General features: G+C 63.3%; 15 protein-coding genes. 2 read left to right on the top strand and 13 right to left on the bottom strand.

Annotation, left to right across the window (positions count from 1 at the left end; translation table 11 throughout):
- Nucleotides 1-26: 26 nt before the first annotated feature.
- The 12 genes from ACQKPZ_RS11000 to dksA all read right to left on the bottom strand — a co-directional run bounded on the left by ACQKPZ_RS11000 (nucleotide 27) and on the right by dksA (nucleotide 15,862).
- Nucleotides 27-896 carry an oxygenase MpaB family protein gene (locus ACQKPZ_RS11000; protein WP_427537731.1) on the bottom strand — a complete coding sequence of 290 codons (870 nt, stop codon included), beginning with the start codon at nucleotides 894-896 and terminating at the stop codon, nucleotides 27-29.
- Between the two features lie 42 nt (nucleotides 897-938).
- Complete coding sequence (gene acs, locus ACQKPZ_RS10995) at nucleotides 939-2,873, bottom strand: acetate--CoA ligase (RefSeq protein WP_427537728.1); 1,935 nt, start codon at nucleotides 2,871-2,873, stop codon at nucleotides 939-941.
- A 198-nt stretch (nucleotides 2,874-3,071) separates the two neighbouring features.
- On the bottom strand, nucleotides 3,072-4,736 hold the full coding sequence (pgi, locus tag ACQKPZ_RS10990; protein ID WP_391136882.1) for a glucose-6-phosphate isomerase: 1,665 nt from the start codon (nucleotides 4,734-4,736) through the stop codon (nucleotides 3,072-3,074).
- 217 nt (nucleotides 4,737-4,953) lie between these two features.
- Complete coding sequence (gene panC, locus ACQKPZ_RS10985) at nucleotides 4,954-5,817, bottom strand: pantoate--beta-alanine ligase (protein ID WP_391136885.1); 864 nt, start codon at nucleotides 5,815-5,817, stop codon at nucleotides 4,954-4,956.
- The gene (gene panB / locus ACQKPZ_RS10980) at nucleotides 5,814-6,614 is read right to left on the bottom strand and encodes a 3-methyl-2-oxobutanoate hydroxymethyltransferase (RefSeq protein ID WP_403203973.1); all 801 of its coding nucleotides are present in this window, start codon (nucleotides 6,612-6,614) and stop codon (nucleotides 5,814-5,816) included. Before panB ends, panC begins: the two co-directional genes overlap by 4 nt.
- A gap of 262 nt (nucleotides 6,615-6,876) precedes the next feature.
- Nucleotides 6,877-7,356 carry a 2-amino-4-hydroxy-6-hydroxymethyldihydropteridine diphosphokinase gene (gene folK, locus ACQKPZ_RS10975; protein ID WP_427537725.1) on the bottom strand — a complete coding sequence of 160 codons (480 nt, stop codon included), beginning with the start codon at nucleotides 7,354-7,356 and terminating at the stop codon, nucleotides 6,877-6,879.
- Nucleotides 7,353-8,741, bottom strand: coding sequence for a polynucleotide adenylyltransferase PcnB (locus tag ACQKPZ_RS10970; protein ID WP_427537723.1), 1,389 nt, complete (start codon nucleotides 8,739-8,741; stop codon nucleotides 7,353-7,355). Before ACQKPZ_RS10970 ends, folK begins: the two co-directional genes overlap by 4 nt.
- Nucleotides 8,742-9,579: 838 nt before the next feature.
- Nucleotides 9,580-11,025 (bottom strand): sigma-54-dependent transcriptional regulator, encoded by a 1,446-nt coding sequence (locus tag ACQKPZ_RS10965; RefSeq protein ID WP_391136897.1) that lies wholly within the window; start codon nucleotides 11,023-11,025, stop codon nucleotides 9,580-9,582.
- 4 nt (nucleotides 11,026-11,029) lie between these two features.
- Complete coding sequence (locus ACQKPZ_RS10960) at nucleotides 11,030-14,005, bottom strand: sensor histidine kinase (protein WP_391136900.1); 2,976 nt, start codon at nucleotides 14,003-14,005, stop codon at nucleotides 11,030-11,032.
- Nucleotides 13,989-14,165, bottom strand: coding sequence for a hypothetical protein (locus ACQKPZ_RS10955; protein ID WP_003250005.1), 177 nt, complete (start codon nucleotides 14,163-14,165; stop codon nucleotides 13,989-13,991). Before ACQKPZ_RS10955 ends, ACQKPZ_RS10960 begins: the two co-directional genes overlap by 17 nt.
- A 302-nt stretch (nucleotides 14,166-14,467) precedes the next feature.
- Entirely contained in the window at nucleotides 14,468-15,355 is an 888-nt protein-coding gene (gene gluQRS, locus ACQKPZ_RS10950; RefSeq protein WP_427537720.1) for a tRNA glutamyl-Q(34) synthetase GluQRS, read from the bottom strand.
- A 63-nt stretch (nucleotides 15,356-15,418) separates the two neighbouring features.
- On the bottom strand, nucleotides 15,419-15,862 hold the full coding sequence (gene dksA / locus ACQKPZ_RS10945; protein ID WP_012274224.1) for an RNA polymerase-binding protein DksA: 444 nt from the start codon (nucleotides 15,860-15,862) through the stop codon (nucleotides 15,419-15,421).
- Nucleotides 15,863-16,072: 210 nt separating this feature from the next.
- Between dksA and ACQKPZ_RS10940 the strand changes: the two genes are divergently transcribed.
- Together ACQKPZ_RS10940 and sfsA are read left to right on the top strand one after the other, a co-directional pair.
- A complete protein-coding gene (locus ACQKPZ_RS10940; protein WP_427537717.1) occupies nucleotides 16,073-17,245 on the top strand; it encodes a pyridoxal phosphate-dependent aminotransferase in 1,173 nt (390 codons plus the stop codon).
- A complete protein-coding gene (sfsA, locus tag ACQKPZ_RS10935) occupies nucleotides 17,245-17,958 on the top strand; it encodes a DNA/RNA nuclease SfsA (protein ID WP_427537714.1) in 714 nt (237 codons plus the stop codon). The genes ACQKPZ_RS10940 and sfsA overlap by 1 nt, the downstream gene beginning before the upstream one ends.
- On the opposite strand, the gene ACQKPZ_RS10930 is transcribed toward sfsA, so the two are convergent.
- Entirely contained in the window at nucleotides 17,948-18,265 is a 318-nt protein-coding gene (locus ACQKPZ_RS10930) for a Rieske (2Fe-2S) protein (RefSeq protein WP_427537711.1), read from the bottom strand. The genes sfsA and ACQKPZ_RS10930 overlap by 11 nt on opposite strands.
- Between the last annotated feature and the right edge of the window lie 66 nt (nucleotides 18,266-18,331).

Below are 18,331 nucleotides of genomic sequence, written 5' to 3'. Positions count from 1 at the left end.
GTTCCGCTGAGGCGACCATTTGAGCATCATTCAATGCCCATGCGCCGTTTGGCCCGGTGCGCCGAGCCGTCGCGCATTGCCCAGCGCAATACCGGCGCGGTGCGCTGCAGGCCCAGGCGGATGATGCGTCGCTGCAAGGGCCCGTGCTGCAGGCCGAGCATGGCCTGGGCCCAGTCCGGTAGCAGGTCGATACCGGCATGCAGCATCAGCTTGCCTACCGGCTGTGCCAGGCGGCTGGGGGCCGGGGCGTCGAGCAGGATCCTGACCACTTCGTGGCTGCGGCTGTCACAGTGAAGCTGGGGGCACATGCGCAGCAGGTAATCCTCGACCTGCTGGCACGAGCGCGGCACGTTACGGGCGCCAAGGCGCTCGGCGATCAGGGCGATTTCAGCGTAATAGGCGTCCTGCTCGGCGCGTGCCAGGTACGGGTTGCGGTAACGCAGGTGGGCGGCGAGAAAGCTGCTGACCTCCGCTACATGGACCCAGGTCAACAGGTCCGGGTCGCTGGCAGCATAAGGGCGGCCATCCGGTGCGGTGCCGGTGACCTGCAGGTGGATGGTGCGCACCTTGTCGATCAACCACTCGGCATCGCGCGTCGAGCCGAACGTGGTGCCGGAGATGAACTGGCTGGTGCGGCGCAGGCGGCCTAGCAGGTCTTCACGGAAATTGGAGTGGTCCCACACCCCCGCCAGGGCAAGCGGGTGCAGCAGCTGCAGCAACAGGGCGCTGATGCCGCCGACCAGCATGCTCGGGAAGTCGCCATGCACCCGCCAACTGATGCTGTGCGGGCCGAACAGGCCAGGGTCGCCTTTGGGGTTTTCCAGATCGAGCTGGCCGAGGGCCAGCCCTGTAAGGCTCATGACCTGGGTTTCGATGCGGCGACGAAGGGCTTCCATGGCGACCTGTGGTTCAGGACGGCCATGGACAGTGGCCGCCGGTTACTGGTTGAGACGTTTGTCGATCAGGCCCTGTACCACGCCGGGGTCGGCCAGGGTCGAGGTATCGCCCAGGTTGTCCAGTTCGTTGCAGGCGATTTTGCGCAGTATACGCCGCATGATCTTGCCTGAGCGGGTCTTGGGCAATGCTGGGGCCCACTGGATCAGTTCTGGCTTGGCAAAGCTGCCGATTTCCTTGCTGACCAAGGCCAGTAACTCGGCCTTGAGCGCGTCGTCTGGCGCTACGCCATTCATGGGCGTGACGAATGCGTACACGCCCTGGCCCTTGAGGTCGTGGGGGTAACCGACTACCGCCGCTTCGGCAACGCTGTCATGCAGCACCAGTGCGCTTTCCACTTCTGCGGTGCCGATGCGGTGGCCCGACACGTTGATCACATCGTCGATGCGCCCGGTGATCCAGTAGTCGCCCTCGGCATCGCGGCGGGCGCCGTCGCCGGTGAAGTAATAGCCGGGCATGGGTTTGAAGTAGGTATCGACCATACGCTGGTGGTCGCCGTAGACGCTGCGGATCTGCCCGGGCCAGCTGGCCTTGATGACCAGCAGGCCGGCGCCGGGGCCTTCGATCAGGTTGCCCTTTTCATCCAGCAGTACTGGTTGCACACCAAACATGGGCTGGGTGGCGCAGCCGGGCTTGAACGAGAGCGAGCCGGGAAGCGGGGTGAGCATGATGCCGCCGGTTTCGGTCTGCCACCAGGTATCGACAATGGGGCAACGTTTTTGCCCGACTTTCTCGAAATACCATTCCCAGGCTTCGGGGTTGATGGGCTCGCCGACGCTGCCGAGCAGGCGCAGGCTTTTGCGCGAAGTGCCCTGCAGCGGCCCGGAACCTTCGCGCATCAGCGCGCGCAGGGCGGTTGGGGCGGTGTAGAAAATGTTTACCTGGTGCTTGTCCACCACTTGCCAGAAGCGCGAGGTGTCGGGGTAGTTGGGTACGCCTTCGAACATCAGCGAGATTGCGCCATTGGCCAGCGGGCCGTAGACGATGTAGCTGTGGCCGGTAACCCAGCCGACGTCGGCGGTGCACCAGAACACCTCACCATCGCGGTAGTCGAACACCACCTTGAAGGTCATCGTCGCCTGTAGCAGGTAGCCGGCGGTGGTATGCAGCACGCCTTTGGGCTTTCCTGTGCTACCAGAGGTGTAGAGGATGAACAGCGGGTCTTCGGCTGCCATCGGCTCGGGGGCGCAGGCCTCGCCGGCCTTTTCCGTTGCCTCGTGGTACCAGAGGTCGCGGCCTTCGACCCAGCTGACATCGCCACCGGTGCGGCGTACCACGAATACGCTGCTGACTGCAGGGCAGCTGGCCAGGGCCTTGTCGACGTTCTGTTTCAGCGGGATGCGCTTGCCGCCACGCACGCCTTCATCGGCGGTGATCACGGTGCGGCAGTCGGCATCGAGAATACGGTCACGCAGCGCATCGGGGGAGAAACCACCGAACACCACTGAATGAATGGCGCCGATGCGGGTGCAGGCAAGCATGGCGAAGGCGGCTTCGGGGATCATCGGCATGTAGATGCATACCCGGTCACCTTTCTTCACTCCACGCGCTTTAAGGGCATTGGCCAGGCGGCAGACCTGGCGGTGGAGTTCACGGTAGGTGATGGGTTTCGAGTCTTTTGGGTCGTCGCCCTCCCACAGCAAGGCGGTCTGCTCGCCACGCTTGGCCAGGTGGCGGTCGATGCAGTTGTAGCTGACGTTGAGCTCGGCGCCATCGAACCAGCGGGCCTTGCCGGTTTTCAGGTCGCATTGCTGCACGCTCGACCACGGCTTTATCCAGTCCAGGCCCTTGGCCTGTTCGGCCCAGAAGGTGTCCGGGTCATCGACCGACTGGCGGTACAGGCGGCGGTATTCGTCGGGGGTGAGTTCGGCGGACTGGCTGACGGCCAGGGCCTGGGGATACTGCTTGATATCGAACATGGCGGGTGGTCCTGCTCTTGTGAGGGGCGAGGGACTGCAACGGCTATTCGATAGGACAGTGTAGCTGGGAGGGGTGTTCAACCTGTGCCGGCCTCTTCGCGGGCTTGCCCGCTCCCACAGGTACCGCACAAATCTTGAAGATTGTGCGGTACCTGTGGGAGCGGGCAAGCCCGCGAAGAGGCCAGCGAAGGTATCAGATCACCCGCGGTGACGGCCGCGGAAGTAGTTGATCAGGCCTTGGGTGGAGCCGTCTTCGGCGCTGTCTTCCAGGCTGCCGACCAGGCGCTGGTAAACACCTTTGCCCAGCTCCTTGCCCAGCTCCACGCCCCACTGGTCGAAGGCGTTGATACCCCAGATCACGCTTTGCACAAACACCTTGTGCTCGTACATCGCCACCAGCGCACCCAGGCGGCGCGGGCTGATGCGCTCGACCACCAGGGTATTGCTCGGGCGATTGCCCGGGATCACCTTGTGCGGCGCCAGCTTTTCGATGTCCGCTTCATTCAGGCCTTTGCCGCGCAGCTCGGCTTCGGCTTCTTCGCGGGTCTTGCCGAGCATCAGCGCCTGGCTCTGCGACAGGCAGTTGGCGTACAGCCACTGGTGATGGTCGGCCACCGGGTTGAAGCTCACCACCGGTACGATGAAGTCGGCGGGAATCAGCTGGGTGCCTTGGTGCAGCAACTGGTGGTAGGCGTGCTGGCCGTTACAGCCCACGCCGCCCCAGATCACCGGGCCGGTATCGGTTTTCACCGGGGTGCCGTCCTGCAGTACGCTCTTGCCGTTGGACTCCATGTCCAGCTGCTGCAGGTGTTTGGTGATGTTGCGCAGGTAGTGGTCGTACGGCAGGATCGCGTGGCTGTTCGCGCCCCAGAAGTTGCCGTACCACACGCCCAGCAGGGCCAGCAGCACGGGCATGTTCTTGTCGAACGGCGCGGTCTGGAAGTGCTGGTCCATGGTGTAGGCACCCGACAGCAGTTCCTTGAAGTTGGCCGTGCCGATGGCCAGGGCAATCGGCAGCCCGATGGCCGACCACAGCGAATAACGCCCACCCACCCAGTCCCACATCGGGAAGATGTTCTCTTCGCGGATACCGAAGGCCACGGCGGCGGCCTTGTTGCTGGAAACGGCGATGAAGTGGCGGTACAGCTCGGCTTCCGAACCGCCCTGGGCCAGGTACCAGGTACGTGCGGCCATGGCGTTTTTCAGGGTCTCGAGGGTGTTGAACGACTTCGACGAGACGATGAACAGGGTGGTTTCGGCGCGCAGGTTGGCCGACAGCTCATGGAATTCGCTGCCGTCGATGTTCGCCAGGTAGTGGCAGCGTACGCCGCGCTGGGCGTAGGGCAGCAGTGCTTCGGACACCAGCTCGGGGCCGAGGAACGAGCCGCCGATACCGATGTTGACCACGTCGGTGATCGGTTTTTCGCTGTAGCCGCGCCACAGGCCATCGTGGATGCGCCCGACCAGTTCGGTGATCTGGTTGAGCACCTTGTGCACTTCCGGCATGACGTTCACGCCGTTGACGCTGAGCTTGTCGCCCACGGGCCGGCGCAGGGCGGTGTGCAGTACCGGGCGGCCTTCGGAGGCGTTGATGATTTCGCCGCTGAACATCGACTTGATGGCGTCCTGCAGGCCCACTTCGTTGGCCAGGTTCACCAGCAGGTCGCGGCTTTGTTCGGTGATCAGGTTTTTCGAGTAGTCGAGGAACAGACCGCAAGCGCTAAGGGAGAACTGGTCGAAGCGCTTGGCATCGGCGGCAAAGGCTTCGCGCATGCTGAAGCTCTGCATGGCGTCGCGGTGTTGCTGAAGCGCCTGCCAGGCGGGCAGGGCCGTCACATCGTGGGGTGTACGGTAATACGCCATTGCGCGGGGTTCCCTTGGTGCGTGGTGAGGCCTTGGACACGGCAGTCGTTGCCGGGTTCAGGCTGGCATCATTATAGGCAAAGGCCACGCGCTGGGAATGGGTATGGCAGGGTGATTTTGGGGGCGCTTTGCGCCCCATTCGCGGCACAAGGCCGCTCCCACAGATGGTGTGGGAGCGGCCTTGTGTCGCGATGGGCTGCAAGGCAGCCCCAGGCCTTTATGCGGTCTTGTCTTCCACATGCAGGTAAAGGTTGTCGATCAACCGAGTGTTACCCATGTAAGCCGCCGCAATCACCACAAGATCGCGATCATCGATCACTGCCGGGCGCAGGCTCACGGCATGACGCACCTCCAGGTAATCCGGCCGGAAACCCGCAGCAGCCAGTTGCGCCTGCCCCTCGGCAACCAGCGCGGCAAAGTCCCGCTGGCCCCGGCCAATACCCGCGGCAATCTGCTGCAAGACGCGATACAGCGCTGGCGCAGCCGCACGCTGCTCGGGCGTGAGGTAGCCGTTACGCGATGACAGCGCCAGGCCATCTTCGGCACGTACGGTGGGCTCGCCGATGATCTGAACCGGCATGTTCAAGTCGCGCACCATGGCGCGGATCACTGCCAACTGCTGGAAGTCTTTTTCGCCGAACACGGCAAGGTCGGGCTGGACCATGTTGAACAGCTTGCTGACCACGGTGGCCACGCCTTCGAAATGCCCGGGTCGGCTGGCGCCGCACAGGCCTTCGGAGAGGTGGGGCACACTGACGCGGGTTTGCACGCTCATGCCATCGGGGTACATCTCTTCAACGGTGGGCGCGAACAGCAGATTGCAGCCAGCTTGCAGCAGGCGCTCCTGGTCGGCGGCCAGCGTGCGAGGGTACTTGTCGAGGTCTTCGTTGGCGCCGAACTGCAGCGGGTTGACGAAGATACTGGCAACCACGAAGTCGGCGCGCTGCGCAGCCTTGATCACCAGGGCCGCATGCCCGCTGTGCAGGTTGCCCATGGTCGGGACGAAGCCGATACGCTTGCCTTCACCGCGGGCACGTGCAACGGCGGCGCGCAGTTCGCGGACGGTCTTGACTGTATTCATGCACTGAACCCGTGTTCGCTGCCTGGGAAGCTGACTTGCTTGACGGCCTCGACGTAAGCGACGAGGGCGCCCTGGATGTCTGGCTGGCCTTCCATGAAGTTCTTCACGAACTTGGGAACCCGGCCGCTCAGCGACAGGCCAAGCATGTCGTGCAGTACCAGTACCTGGCCATCGGTGGCGCTACCGGCACCAATGCCGATCACCGGGATGCCTACGGCATTGGTGATTTCCGCCGCCAGTTCACTGGGCACGCATTCAAGCAGCAGCATGGCCGCACCGGCCTGCTCAAGGGCGATGGCGTCGGCGCGCATCTGCCGGGCCTGCGCCTCTTGGCGGCCTTGTACCTTGTAGCCACCCAGCACGTTGACGGTCTGCGGGGTCAGGCCCATGTGCGCGCACACCGGCACGCCGCGCTCGGCCAGCAGGCGGATGGTTTCGCCCAGCCAGGCAGCGCCTTCGATCTTGACCATGTGGGCGCCGGCCTGCATCAGCGTGGCGCTGTTGGCGAAGGCTTGCTCCGGGGTGGCGTGCGCCATGAACGGCAGGTCGGCAAGAATCAGTGCGCCGTCGTTGCCGCGTTTGACGCTGGCGGTGTGGTAGGCCATATCTGCCGTGGTGACTGGCAAGGTGCTGTCGTGGCCCTGTAGGACCATTCCCAGCGAGTCGCCCACCAGCAACACTTCGACGCCGGCCTGGCTGGCGGCCTTGGCGAAGGTCGCGTCGTAGCAGGTCAGCATGGTGATTTTTTCACCCTTGGCCTTGAGGCCATTGAGGGTGGTAAGGGTTACTTCAGGCATGTAGGAAAATCCTCGTTCAGGCGCTGTAAAAAACGACTGCATTCAACGCGTGTAGTCATCTTCCGGAGCGGCACATCATCGCGCGTGATGTTCGGGCACAGGTCCGTCCGGGCCTAAATACGGGTATGCGGCACTTTGGTGCCGCACGGGACGCCTATAGTCGTGAGCGAGGTGGGGGAAGTCAATCACCCTGTTACCGCATTGTTACGATCAGGGTGTTACTGGCGTTACCGTGGCGGGGTGCAGGGCTGAAACGCCCGGTTTACAGGCGTTCCAGGCCGACGAATGGACAGTCGTCGAGCAACTGCGCCAGGGCGCGGCCATCGGCCAGGCGGAAATCGTCCGGTACCAGTTCGGCCAGCGGGTACAGCACGAAGGGCCGGGCATGCATGTGGTAATGCGGCACTTTCAGGCGTGGCTCGTCGAGTACGTGGTCGCCGAACAGCAGGATGTCCAGGTCCAGTGTGCGCGGGCCCCAGCGCTCCTTGCGCACGCGGCCCTGGCCGTTCTCGATGGCCTGCAGCGCATCAAGCAGGGCCAGTGGCGGCAGTGCGGTGTCCAGGGCGGCAACAGCGTTGGTGTAGCGCGGTTGGCCGGGTAGCAGCGAGTCGCTGGTGTACAGGGCCGAGGCTGCCACCAGGCGCGTCCCTTCAACCTGGTCAAGCGCCTGCAAGGCACTGCGCAGCTGCTCGGCAGGTGCATCCAGGTTGCTGCCCAGGCCGACGTAGGCGCGCGTCTTCACTCGAACGCCTCGTCGCCGCTGCGCTTGCGTTTGCTACCGCTGCGCTTGCGTTTGCGCGGGCCGGCACCGGTGCCTTCATCACGGCTGCCCAGCTCGCGAATCATCTCGCGGCGTTCGCTGTCGTTGGCATCCTGGTAGTCAGTCCACCACTGGCCGAGGTCGTCGGTTTCTTCCCCGGCGCTTTCACGCAGCAGCAGGAAGTCGTAACCGGCGCGGAAGCGGGGGTTGTCCAGGAGCAGGTCGGCGCGCTTGCCACTGCGCCGTGGCAGGCGCTCCTGCATGTCCCAGATCTCGCGGATCGGCAGGGTGAAGCGCTTGGGGATGGCAATGCGCGCACATTGCTCGGCGATCAGGTCGTGAGCGGCACCGTTCATGGCCGGGATCGGCGGTACACCCTGGTTTTGCAGGTGCAGCACGCGCGATGGCAGGGCGGGCCACAACAGTGCGGCGAACAGGAACGCCGGGGTTACCGGTTTGCCCTGCTTCACGCGCAGGTCGGTGTTGTTAAGTGCCTGGCTGATCAGCGTGTGGGTGTAGGTCGGGCGCTCGTCCAGGGCGTGTGCGCTGGCCGGGAACAACGGCTCGAACAGCTGCAGGTCGACCAGCATTTCGAAGGCGATGGCGCCTTGGCCAGAGAGGAACAGCTTGAGGCTTTCCTCGAACAGGCGTGCAGGCGGAATCTCGCGTAGCAGCGGGGCCAGTTCGCGAATCGGCTGGACCGTGTGCTTCTCGATGCCGAAGTCGAGCTTGGCGGCAAAACGCACCGCACGCAGCATGCGCACCGGGTCTTCCTGGTAGCGGTGGGTCGGGTCGCCGATCAACCGCAGCAGGCGGTTGCGCACATCGTGCACGCCATTGGCGTAATCGAGAATGCGCTCGCTGACCGGGTCGTAGTACAGGGCATTGATGGTGAAGTCGCGGCGTTGCGCGTCTTCTTCCAGGGTGCCGTATACGTTGTCCCGCAGGATGCGGCCACTGGCATTGTGCGACGAACGGTGGGTATCACCCTGATCGTCTTCGGAATGGGGCGCGCGGAAGGTAGCGACTTCGATGATCTCACGGCCGAAATGCACGTGGACCAGCTTGAAGCGGCGACCAATGATGCGCGCGTTGCGGAATTCGGCACGGACCTGTTCGGGGGTGGCGCTGGTGGCGACGTCGAAATCTTTCGGCGTGATGCCCAGCATCAGGTCGCGGACACAGCCACCGACCAGGTAAGCCTGGTAGCCGGCGCTCTGCAGGCGCTCCACGATGTTTACCGCATGGCGGCTGAACTGGTGGCGCTGCAGCGAGTGCTGGCTCTTGTTTATCACCTCGGGCGTGGTGCGCCTATGGTGCTGGCCCGGTACGGGCGGGCGGAACGACTGGAACAGCTTCTTCAGCATGGGATGCACTGTTTGAAGGAATGTTCGGCCAAGAATAGGAGAATGGCCGCATGATGGGCGGGGATTCTAGCATTTACTCAAGGAATGGTGTAGGCGGGTAGCAGGATGCCTGCCAGAAGGGTAGAAACGACAAGGGGAGCCTAAGCTCCCCAAGAAGTCGTTGCGTGCTCTTATTGTTATTTTGCCGGGCTTTTTGTTTTTGTTGAGTGCCCTGCCCACAAATCTCGAAGCTTGTGGACGACCCCCAATCCAGGGGTTAAGAGCAAACGGATTGCTTTGGCCGCTGATGTCACGTTGATCAGATGATCCAACCAGTTCAGGCGCTGCTTTTTAGTGCAGTTTTTGTTGTTCTCTGCCTGGTCGTGGGGCAAGCCCCAAACACGCATCCTCTCCAAAAGAATCAGTTAGCTGCGCCTCCGCCGTCTTGTTTTTATTGTGCGTGAGCCGTTTCGTCTTGTTCTTATTCTGAGTTGCAGTGCTTGTTATTGTTTTTGTACTAAGCATATAGCAGGTGCCGTGCCAACTTTTGCAAACCCAGTAAATTCAAGGGTTTGCGGCCTTCTGGCGATTTGCCGAGGGTCGAAAATGTCGAAATTTCGTTACCGTACGCCTCGGGAACTGTTACGGCCCAGAGGTTGGGTAACAGATTTTTGCGGGAACTGATGTGTTACCTGGGGTGTGGGCGGTGGCCTTGCCGGCCTCTTCGCGGGCGCGCCCGCTCCCACAGGCATTTCACTGCCTTCAAGGCTTTCGCAATTGCTGTGGGAGCGGGCGTGCCCGCGAAGAGGCCAGAACGGCTAATAGAGAAGGGGCAGGAGGAACCTCCCGCCCGGGCGTATCAGTTATCGCTGGTAACGTTGCTCTTGCGCCGCGGGATGCCCAGGCGCTGGCGGCGTTCCCACAGGCACTTGCGGCTGACGCCGAGCTTGCGGGCCAGTTCGGTCTCGGTCATGTGGTCCTGGTGTTCAAGCACGAAGTGCTGGAAGTAGTCCTCCAGCGACAGGTCCTCGGTCGGTTCGTGGCTGGCATTGGCAGCACTGGCTGCCACCAGGGCATTGTTGAGGATTTCGTCCTCTTCCAGGTCGCCCAGCTCGATGTCGATGCCCAGCAGGTCGGCAGAAATTTCTGCGCTCTCGCTGAGGATTACCGCACGCTCCACAGCGTTTTCCAGCTCACGCACGTTACCTGGCCAGCTGTAGTGACGGATTGCCTGCTCGGCTTCAGCCGAGAAGTGCAGGTCGTCGCGGCCGATGCGCGCGCTCTGGCGGGCGAGGAAGGCACTGGCGATTTCGTTGACGTCGCTGCCGCGCTCGCGCAGGGCGGGCAGTTTCAGGGCGATGACGTGCAGGCGATAGTAAAGGTCTTCACGGAACTGGCCGGCCTTGGCCAGGTTCTTCAGGTCGCGGTGGGTTGCTGCGATCAGGCGCACATCGACCTTTTGCGACTGCACCGAGCCCACCCGGCGAATCTCGCCTTCCTGCAGCACGCGCAGCAGGCGAGCCTGCGCTTCCAGTGGCAGTTCGCCAATTTCGTCGAGGAACAGTGTGCCGCCGTCGGCAGCTTCTACCAGGCCCGCACGCCCGGCGCTGGCCCCGGTGAAAGCGCCTTTCTCGTGACCGAACAATTCGGACTCGATCAGTGTCTCGGGGATGGCTGCGCAGTTCACCGAGATCATCGGTGCCTTGGCCCGGCGCGACAGGTTGTGCAGGGCACGGGCTACCAGCTCTTTACCGGTGCCCGACTCACCCTGGATCAGCACGTTGGAGTCCGTGGGCGCGACCTTGCGGATTTTGCTGTACATGTCCTGCATCGGCGGGCACGAGCCGATGATGCCGATTTCGCCATTGGCGGCTGCTGCGCTGCCTTTGTCGGCAGGGGCCGCCTTGCCATTGCTGGCACGTGGCTCGGCAGCCGGTGCGGCGGCGGGAGCGTTCTGCCGGTCGCGCAGGATACGCGCCACGGCCTGCAGCATCTCGTCGTGGTCGAAGGGCTTGGCGATGTAGTCCACCGCGCCCATTTTCATCGAGTCCACCGCCGAGCGCAGGCTGGCGTAACTGGTCATTATCAGCACCGGGGTACCCTGGCCGAGCTTGATCAGCTCGGTGCCGGGTGCGCCTGGCAGGCGCAGGTCGCTGACGATAAGGTCGAAGGTGGCAATGCTGAAGCGTTCCTGTGCTTCCTGCACCGAGCCGGCTTCGCTGACCTGGTACTGGTTCCGCTCAAGCAGACGGCGCAGGGCCGAGCGGATGATGGTTTCGTCTTCGACGATCAGAATGTGCGGCATTGATTCAATTCTCTCGACGGTCTCGAATTTCAGGGGACGTCGCTACGACATGCCGGGGCAGGGTCACGCGGATCCGGGTGCCACGTTGCCGTTCGATATCGGCCGGGCTGTCGATGGTGATTTGCCCATAATGCTCTTCCACGATGGAATAGACCAGAGCGAGCCCCAGTCCGGTTCCCTCGCCCGGGTCCTTGGTGGTGAAGAAGGGTTCGAACAGGCGGTCCATGATGTTCTTCGGTATCCCGCTGCCCTCGTCCTCGACGATAAGGTCGACGGTGTGCTCGCTCACTTCGCTGCGCACACGCACGGCGCTGCCGGCTGGCGAGGCATCACGGGCGTTGGAGAGCAGGTTGATCAGCACCTGGGCCAGGCGTTGCGGATCCCCTTCGGCCCAGTGGTCCGGGTCGCAGAGGTTGAAGAACTGTACTTCGAAATTGCGCCGGTTCAACGCCAGCAGACCGATGGCGTCCTGCGCCACTTCGGCCAGGCACACCGGCTCCTCGCTGTTCTGGTGGCTGCCGCCGGCATGGGCGAAGCTCATCAGCGACTGCACGATGCGCGACACGCGTTTGGTCTGTTCGAGGATCTGGCTGGACAGCTCGATGATCTCGCCATCGCCTTCACGTTCCTCGCGCAGGTTTTGTGCCAGGCAGGCGATACCGGTGATCGGGTTGCCGATTTCGTGGGCCACGCCGGCGGCCAGGCGGCCGATGCTGGCCAGGCGTTCGGAATGCACCAGCTTGTCTTCCAGGGCCTGGGTTTCGGTGAGGTCTTCCACCAGCAGTACCAAGCCGCTGTTACCGGGTGCCAGCGGCTCGTCGATGGCTGCCTTGTGCAGGTTCAGCCAGCGCGGTTGGCCGTCCAGCGCCAGGCGTTGCTTGTGCAGGTGCTCGTCTGGCACGTTGATGAAGCCTTGCAGCAAGCCGCGCCAGGGCTCGCCGATGGTAACCAGGCGCGAGCCGACCACGTGCTTGGCGGCGATGCCGGTCAGCTCTTCCATGGCCTTGTTCCACATCAGGATTTCCTGATCCTTGGCCAGTGAGCACACGCCCATGGGCAGTTCTTGCAGGGTCTGGCGGTGGTAGCGGCGCAGGGCATCGAGCTCGGCCGCCAGGCCGGTCAGGCGCGAGTGGTAGTCTTCCAGGCGGCTTTCGATGAAGTGGATGTCTTCGGTCACGTAGTTTTCGTTACCGGACTTGTACGGCAGGAAGGTCTCGACCATGTCCTGGGCCACGCTCGGCCCCATCAGGCCCGACAGGTTGGCCTCGATGCGGTCACGCAGGCGGCGCAGGGCGTAGGGGCGGCGCTCGTCAAACGGCAGGTACAGGTCACGCAGGGCCTGCTCCACCTCCTTTTGTGCGGCCTTGGCGCCCAGCGGTTTGGCCAGCTGGGTAGCAAACTCCTGCGGCGAGGCGGCGTGCAGCTCGCGGCGCTGCGGGCGGCGAACGTTATCCACCGCACAGGCCTCGGCTGCGCTGACTTCTTCGTTGCTGGCGTTGGTGAACAGCGAGATCAGGGTAAACAGCAGCACGTTGGCCGCCAACGAAGCAATGGCCGCCATGTGCCAGCTGGTGTCGTCCAGCACATAGATCATGTCCAGCAGCGGGATGTAGAAACCCTGCAGGTTGCCCAGCAGCGGCAGCAGCATGGTCACCATCCACACCAGGGTGCCGGCCAGCAGCCCGGCGATGAAGCCGCGGCGATTGGCGGTGGGCCAGTACAGCACCGACAGCACGCCGGGCAGGAACTGCAGGGTGGCGACGAAGGCGACGATGCCCAGGTTGGCCAGGCTCTGGTGGTTGTTCTGGGTCAGGTAGAACATGAAACCGGCGGTAATGATGGCGACGATCAGCGCACGGCGGGTCCACTTCAGCCAGCGGTAGATGTTGCCCTCTGCCGGGGGCTGGTACAGCGGTAGCACCAGGTGGTTGAGGGCCATGCCCGAGAGTGCCAGGGTGGTGACGATGATCAGGCCGCTTGCGGCCGACAGGCCGCCGACGTAGGCCAGCAGTGCCAGTGCCTCGTTGTTGGCGGCAATCCCCAGGCCCAGGGTGAAGTACTCGGGGTTGGTGCTGGCGCCCAGGCGCAGGCCGGCCCACAGCACCAGCGGCACGGCCAGGCTCATCAGCAGCAGGAACAGCGGCAGGCCCCAGCTGGCGCTGACCAGTGAGCGCGGGTTGAGGTTTTCGGTGAAGGCCATGTGGTACATGTGCGGCATGACGATGGCCGATGCGAAGAACACCAGCAGCAGGGTGCGCCATGGGCCCTCCTGCAGCGGGGTGTGCAAGGCCGCGAGGGCCGTCTGGTTCTGCAGCAGCCATACTTCCAGCCCGTGCGGGCCGCCGAACACGCCATACAAGGCGTAGAGGCCGATGCCGCCGAGCGCCAGCAGCTTGATCACCGACTCGAAGGCAATGGCGAACACCAGCCCTTCATGCTTCTCCCGCGTGGCGATGTGCCGCGAGCCGAAGAAGATGGTGAACAGGATGATCAGCGTACAGAAGGCGAAGGCCACCCGGGCCTTGACCGGCTCGCCAGTGAGGATGCTGATCGAGTCGGCGACAGCCTGGATCTGCAGGGCCAGCAAAGGCAGCACGCCGATCAGCATGATGATGGTGGTCAATGCGCCGGCCCAGGTGCTGCGGAAACGGAATGCCAGCAGGTCGGCCAGCGATGACAGCTGGTAGGTGCGAGTGATCTTGAGGATCGGGTAAAGCAGCACCGGCGCCAGCAGGAATGCGCCGGACACCCCCAGGTAACAGGCAAGGAAGCCGTAGCCGTACTGGTAGGCCAGGCCCACCGAACCATAGAAGGCCCAGGCACTGGCGTACACGCCCAGCGACAGGGTGTAGGTGAGCGGGTGGCGAATGATCGAACGCGGGATCAACCCCCGCTCGCTGATCCAGGCCACGCCGAACAGCACCATGAGGTACCCGGCGCTGATCAGGATCATCTGGGTCAGGCTAAAGCTCATCGGCATCTCGTTGGCTCTGCAGGATAAAGGTGACGACGATCAGGATCAGCCAGAGCAGGTAGGGGCGGTACCAGGCTCCGGTCGGTTCGATCCACCAGTCCATGATGGCCGGGGAGAACAAGTAGATCCCCACGACCAGAAGCAGGACCAAACGATAGATGTACATGCTGGCCTCGATGGTTGGGCGCTGCGGGCTTGGACTTATTATTGGCGCAAATGGCGGGGGGGATGCTAGCGGGAATCCACAGTGTTCGCCAAGGGTTTGAATTTGTTGGGCTTTTGATTTTTCGGTTGGGCGTTTGGTTTTCAGCTTGCACGATCCCTGTAGGAGCGGCCTTGTGTCGCGATGGGGCGCGCAGCGGCCCCAGGCTTTCCGCTTCGCTGCACACATTGCCGGGGCTGCTTTGCAGCCCATCGCGACACAAGGCCGCTCCTACAGGGACCGCGTTTGCCAGACAGATCAGGGCCTTAGCGCAAATCAGCCTCTGGCACCGTGGTCCGCTGCGCAATCGCCTCGGGCCGCCACTGCTTGCGGGCTACCGCCAACACTTCAGCCGGTGTTGCCAGCAGCAACTCCGGGTCAGCCTCCTGCCCCAGCGCCCGCAAGGCCCGCAGCAACAGCGGCGTGGCATGCTCTGCCTGCAATGGCGGTGAGCGGTACGACTTGCCCAGCTTGTGCCCATCCGGTTGCACGATCAGCGGTATATGCAGGTAACGTGGTTGCGAGAAGCCGAGCAGCTCTTGCAGGTACAGCTGGCGCGGGGTGTTGTCGAGCAGGTCGGCACCGCGCACGATGTCGGTAACACCTTGCCAGGCATCGTCCAGCACCACCGCCAGCTGGTAGGCATACAGCCCATCGCGGCGCTGGATGACGAAGTCGCCCACCTCGCGGCCCAGATGTTGCTGGTAATCACCCTGCACCCGGTCGGTAAAGCGGTAGATCAGCTCTGGCACGCGCAGGCGGATCGCCGCACCTTCACGGGCATGCCCCGCGTTGCGGCACAGGCCTGGGTAGATGCCGTTGTAACCTTCCAGCTGCTTGCGCGAGCAAGTACAGGCATAGGCCAGGCCCATATTGAACAAACGGTCGACTACTGCAGCGTAGGCGTCGTGCCGCTGGCTCTGGAACACGACTTCGCCATCCCACTCCAGCCCGTACCGCTCCAGGGTCTGCAGGATCGCATCGCGGGCACCGGGCATTTCCCTGGGTGGGTCGGTGTCTTCCATGCGCAGCAGCCAGCGGCCATCGACAGCGCGTGCATCAAGCCAGGAGGCCAGGGCGGCGACCAGCGAGCCAAAGTGCAGGAAGCCGCTGGGGGTGGGGGCGAAACGCCCGATGTATCTGGAGTCGGTCATGGTCAGGCTAGGCATATAAATGAAACGGGGCGCACAAAGCGCCCCGTTCAGGTGGAAGAAAGATCAGCCTTTGCCGACCGTTTTTTCCTTTTTCTCGGCAATTTCCTTGCAGTCGAAGCACAGGTCCGCAGTTGGACGGGCTTCCAGGCGGCGCAGGCCGATTTCGATACCGCACGACTCACACCAGCCGTATTCGTCGGCCTTGATCTTGTCGAGGGTCTTGTCGATTTTCTTGATCAGCTTGCGCTCACGGTCGCGGTTGCGCAGCTCAAGGGCGAACTCTTCTTCCTGGCTGGCGCGGTCGGCCGGGTCGGGGAAGTTGGCTGCTTCGTCCTTCATGTGGTCCACAGTGCGGTCCACACTGGTCATCAGCTCTTGCTTCCAGGCGCCGAGAAGCTTGGTGAAGTGCTTTTTCATGGGCTCGCCCATGTACTCTTCACCTTTGGTTTCTACGTAGGGCTCGACACCGTACATGGTCTGGGCTTTTTGCTTTTCTACGGTGGACATGAATAGACCGCCTCTCACTCATCTGATCCAATGCGCAGGCTGCTCCATCTCCGGCACCCGCCGGCCCTGCGACTGCGAGCCGCCGAACTTACCAGATAGATCGGGGGTGCGCTACCCCGCCTGTTACTGGCAATTGACAGCGGCCTGAGCCGCACGTTCGGTGGCGTGCAGAGGTAGAATCTCCAGTTTAGACCCAATTGAGAGAAGGTCATGGCCCACCCCTACAGTGCGCGCAGCCGCGCCATCGAACCCTTCCACGTCATGGCACTGCTGGCCCGGGCCAACGAGCTGCAGGCGGCCGGGCACGACGTGATTCACCTCGAAATCGGTGAGCCGGACTTCACCACGGCGGCGCCCATCGTTGCGGCCGGCCAGGCCGCACTGGCCGCTGGTCACACCCGTTACACCGCGGCACGTGGCCTGCCAGCCCTGCGCGAAGCCATTGCCGGCTTTTACGGTCAGCGCTATGGCCTGAGTATCGACCCGGAGCGCATTCTCATTACCCCGGGTGGCTCCGGCGCGCTGCTGCTGGCCAGCAGCCTGCTGGTTGACCCGGGCAAGCACTGGCTGCTGGCCGACCCGGGCTACCCGTGCAACCGGCACTTCCTGCGCCTGGTCGAGGGCGGGGCTCAGCTGGTGCCGGTGGGGCCGGACGTGAACTATCAGCTGACCGCCGATCTGGTTGAACGTTACTGGGACAAGGACACCGTCGGCGCCTTGGTCGCATCGCCGGCCAACCCGACCGGTACGGTTCTGGGGCGAGATGAGTTGGCCAGCCTTGCCAACGCTACCCATGAGCGACACGGTCACCTGGTGGTGGATGAGATCTACCATGGCCTCACGTATGGCATGGACGCGCCAAGCGTGCTGGAAGTCGACGACTCAGCCTTCGTGCTGAATAGTTTTTCCAAGTATTTCGGCATGACCGGTTGGCGCCTCGGGTGGTTGGTGGCACCCCCTGGCGCAGTGGCTGACCTGGAAAAGCTGGCGCAAAACCTGTACATCAGCGCGCCCAGCATGGCCCAGCATGCTGCGCTGGCGTGCTTCCAACCCGAAACCCTGGCCATTTTCGAAGAGCGCCGCGCCGAGTTTGCCCGTCGCCGCGACTACCTGTTGCCCGCCCTGCGTGACTTGGGCTTCCGCATTGCCGTGGAGCCGCAAGGGGCGTTCTACCTGTATGCCGATATCAGCGCCTTTGGCGGTGACGCGTTCGCCTTCTGCCGACACTTCCTGGAAACCGAGCACCTGGCCTTTACGCCGGGGCTGGACTTTGGCCGTCACCTGGCCGGGCACCATGTGCGCTTTGCCTACACCCAGAGCCTGCCGCGCCTGGAGGAAGCGGTACAGCGAATTGCCCGTGGCCTGCGGAGCTGGCAAGGCTGATGCAATTCTATCCCCCACTCGAACAGGCGCGCCTGCTGCGCCGCTACAAACGGTTTCTGGCGGATATCGAACTGCCCAGTGGCGAACAGTTGACCATCCACTGCCCGAACACCGGCTCCATGCTCAACTGCATGCGTGAAGGCGGGCAGGTGTGGTTCAGCCGCTCCAACGATCCCAAGCGCAAGCTGCCAGGTACCTGGGAGATCAGTGAAACCCCGCAGGGTAGGCTGGCCTGTGTGAATACCGGGCGGGCCAATGCGTTGGTTGAAGAGGCGCTGCGGGCAGGTGCCATTGCCGAACTGGCCGGTTTCACTGTGCTCAAGCGTGAAGTGGCCTACGGCGAGGAAGGCAGCCGGATCGACTTTCGCCTGGAGTTTGACGGGGTGCCGGCCTATGTCGAGGTCAAAAGCGTGACCCTGGGCTACCCCGACAGCCCGGTCGCGGCTTTTCCCGATGCAGTGACCCAACGCGGGGCGAAGCACCTGCGCGAGCTGGCCAAACTGGCCCGGCAGGGCATACGGGCGGTGCAGCTGTATTGTGTGAACCTGACCGGTGTCGACGCCGTGCGCCCGGCCGAGGAAATCGACGCGGGCTACGCCCAAGCCCTGCGTGCTGCGGTGGCGGATGGGGTGGAGGTGCTGGCATACGGCGCCCGCCTGGATGCACAAGGCATCGTGATTGATCGCCGCCTGCCAGTGTTGCTCACGCCGTGAGCCAGATGCCTTGGCTGTCTTCGTGACAGCCCAGGGCTTGCAGTTGTTCACCCTCGCAGGGCCCCGACACGCACTCGCCATTCTCAATCAGGAACAGCGCGCCATGGTGGGCGCAATGGATGAGGCTGGCGCTGTCATCGAGAAACGCATCTTGCGCCCAGTTCAGCGCGATGCCGCGGTGTGGGCAATGGTTGCGGTAGAGGAACACCTGGCCTTGGCGGCGCACGCCGAACAGTTCGACGCCGTCTACGCTGAAGGCGCGGCTTTGGCCTTCGGCCAGGCCGTGGGAGGTACAAAGGAAGTGCATGGCAAGAACGACTCATGAAACAGATAGTGGCTTGACGCGTCAATGCGAATAATTATCAAATTGCCC

It is taken from the genome of Pseudomonas sp. NPDC089547 (assembly GCF_050280665.1).
In the GTDB taxonomy this organism is placed as follows: Bacteria; Pseudomonadota; Gammaproteobacteria; order Pseudomonadales; family Pseudomonadaceae; genus Aquipseudomonas.
The sequence above is the reverse complement of the archived record's forward strand: the minus strand, read 5'-3'. Positions and strand labels throughout refer to the sequence as shown.

What these genes read in the sequence shown, in the direction of transcription:
- ACQKPZ_RS11000 (WP_427537731.1), bottom strand. Translation starts at nt 896, where the DNA reads ATGGAAGCCCTTCGTCGCCGCATCGAAACCCAGGTCATGAGCCTTACA.
- acs (WP_427537728.1), bottom strand. Translation starts at nt 2,873, where the DNA reads ATGTTCGATATCAAGCAGTATCCCCAGGCCCTGGCCGTCAGCCAGTCC.
- pgi (WP_391136882.1), bottom strand. Translation starts at nt 4,736, where the DNA reads ATGGCGTATTACCGTACACCCCACGATGTGACGGCCCTGCCCGCCTGG.
- panC (WP_391136885.1), bottom strand. Translation starts at nt 5,817, where the DNA reads ATGAATACAGTCAAGACCGTCCGCGAACTGCGCGCCGCCGTTGCACGT.
- panB (WP_403203973.1), bottom strand. Translation starts at nt 6,614, where the DNA reads ATGCCTGAAGTAACCCTTACCACCCTCAATGGCCTCAAGGCCAAGGGT.
- ACQKPZ_RS10970 (WP_427537723.1), bottom strand. Translation starts at nt 8,741, where the DNA reads ATGCTGAAGAAGCTGTTCCAGTCGTTCCGCCCGCCCGTACCGGGCCAG.
- ACQKPZ_RS10965 (WP_391136897.1), bottom strand. Translation starts at nt 11,025, where the DNA reads ATGCCGCACATTCTGATCGTCGAAGACGAAACCATCATCCGCTCGGCC.
- ACQKPZ_RS10960 (WP_391136900.1), bottom strand. Translation starts at nt 14,005, where the DNA reads ATGCCGATGAGCTTTAGCCTGACCCAGATGATCCTGATCAGCGCCGGG.
- ACQKPZ_RS10955 (WP_003250005.1), bottom strand. Translation starts at nt 14,165, where the DNA reads ATGTACATCTATCGTTTGGTCCTGCTTCTGGTCGTGGGGATCTACTTG.
- gluQRS (WP_427537720.1), bottom strand. Translation starts at nt 15,355, where the DNA reads ATGACCGACTCCAGATACATCGGGCGTTTCGCCCCCACCCCCAGCGGC.
- dksA (WP_012274224.1), bottom strand. Translation starts at nt 15,862, where the DNA reads ATGTCCACCGTAGAAAAGCAAAAAGCCCAGACCATGTACGGTGTCGAG.
- ACQKPZ_RS10940 (WP_427537717.1), top strand. Translation starts at nt 16,073, where the DNA reads ATGGCCCACCCCTACAGTGCGCGCAGCCGCGCCATCGAACCCTTCCAC.
- sfsA (WP_427537714.1), top strand. Translation starts at nt 17,245, where the DNA reads ATGCAATTCTATCCCCCACTCGAACAGGCGCGCCTGCTGCGCCGCTAC.
- ACQKPZ_RS10930 (WP_427537711.1), bottom strand. Translation starts at nt 18,265, where the DNA reads ATGCACTTCCTTTGTACCTCCCACGGCCTGGCCGAAGGCCAAAGCCGC.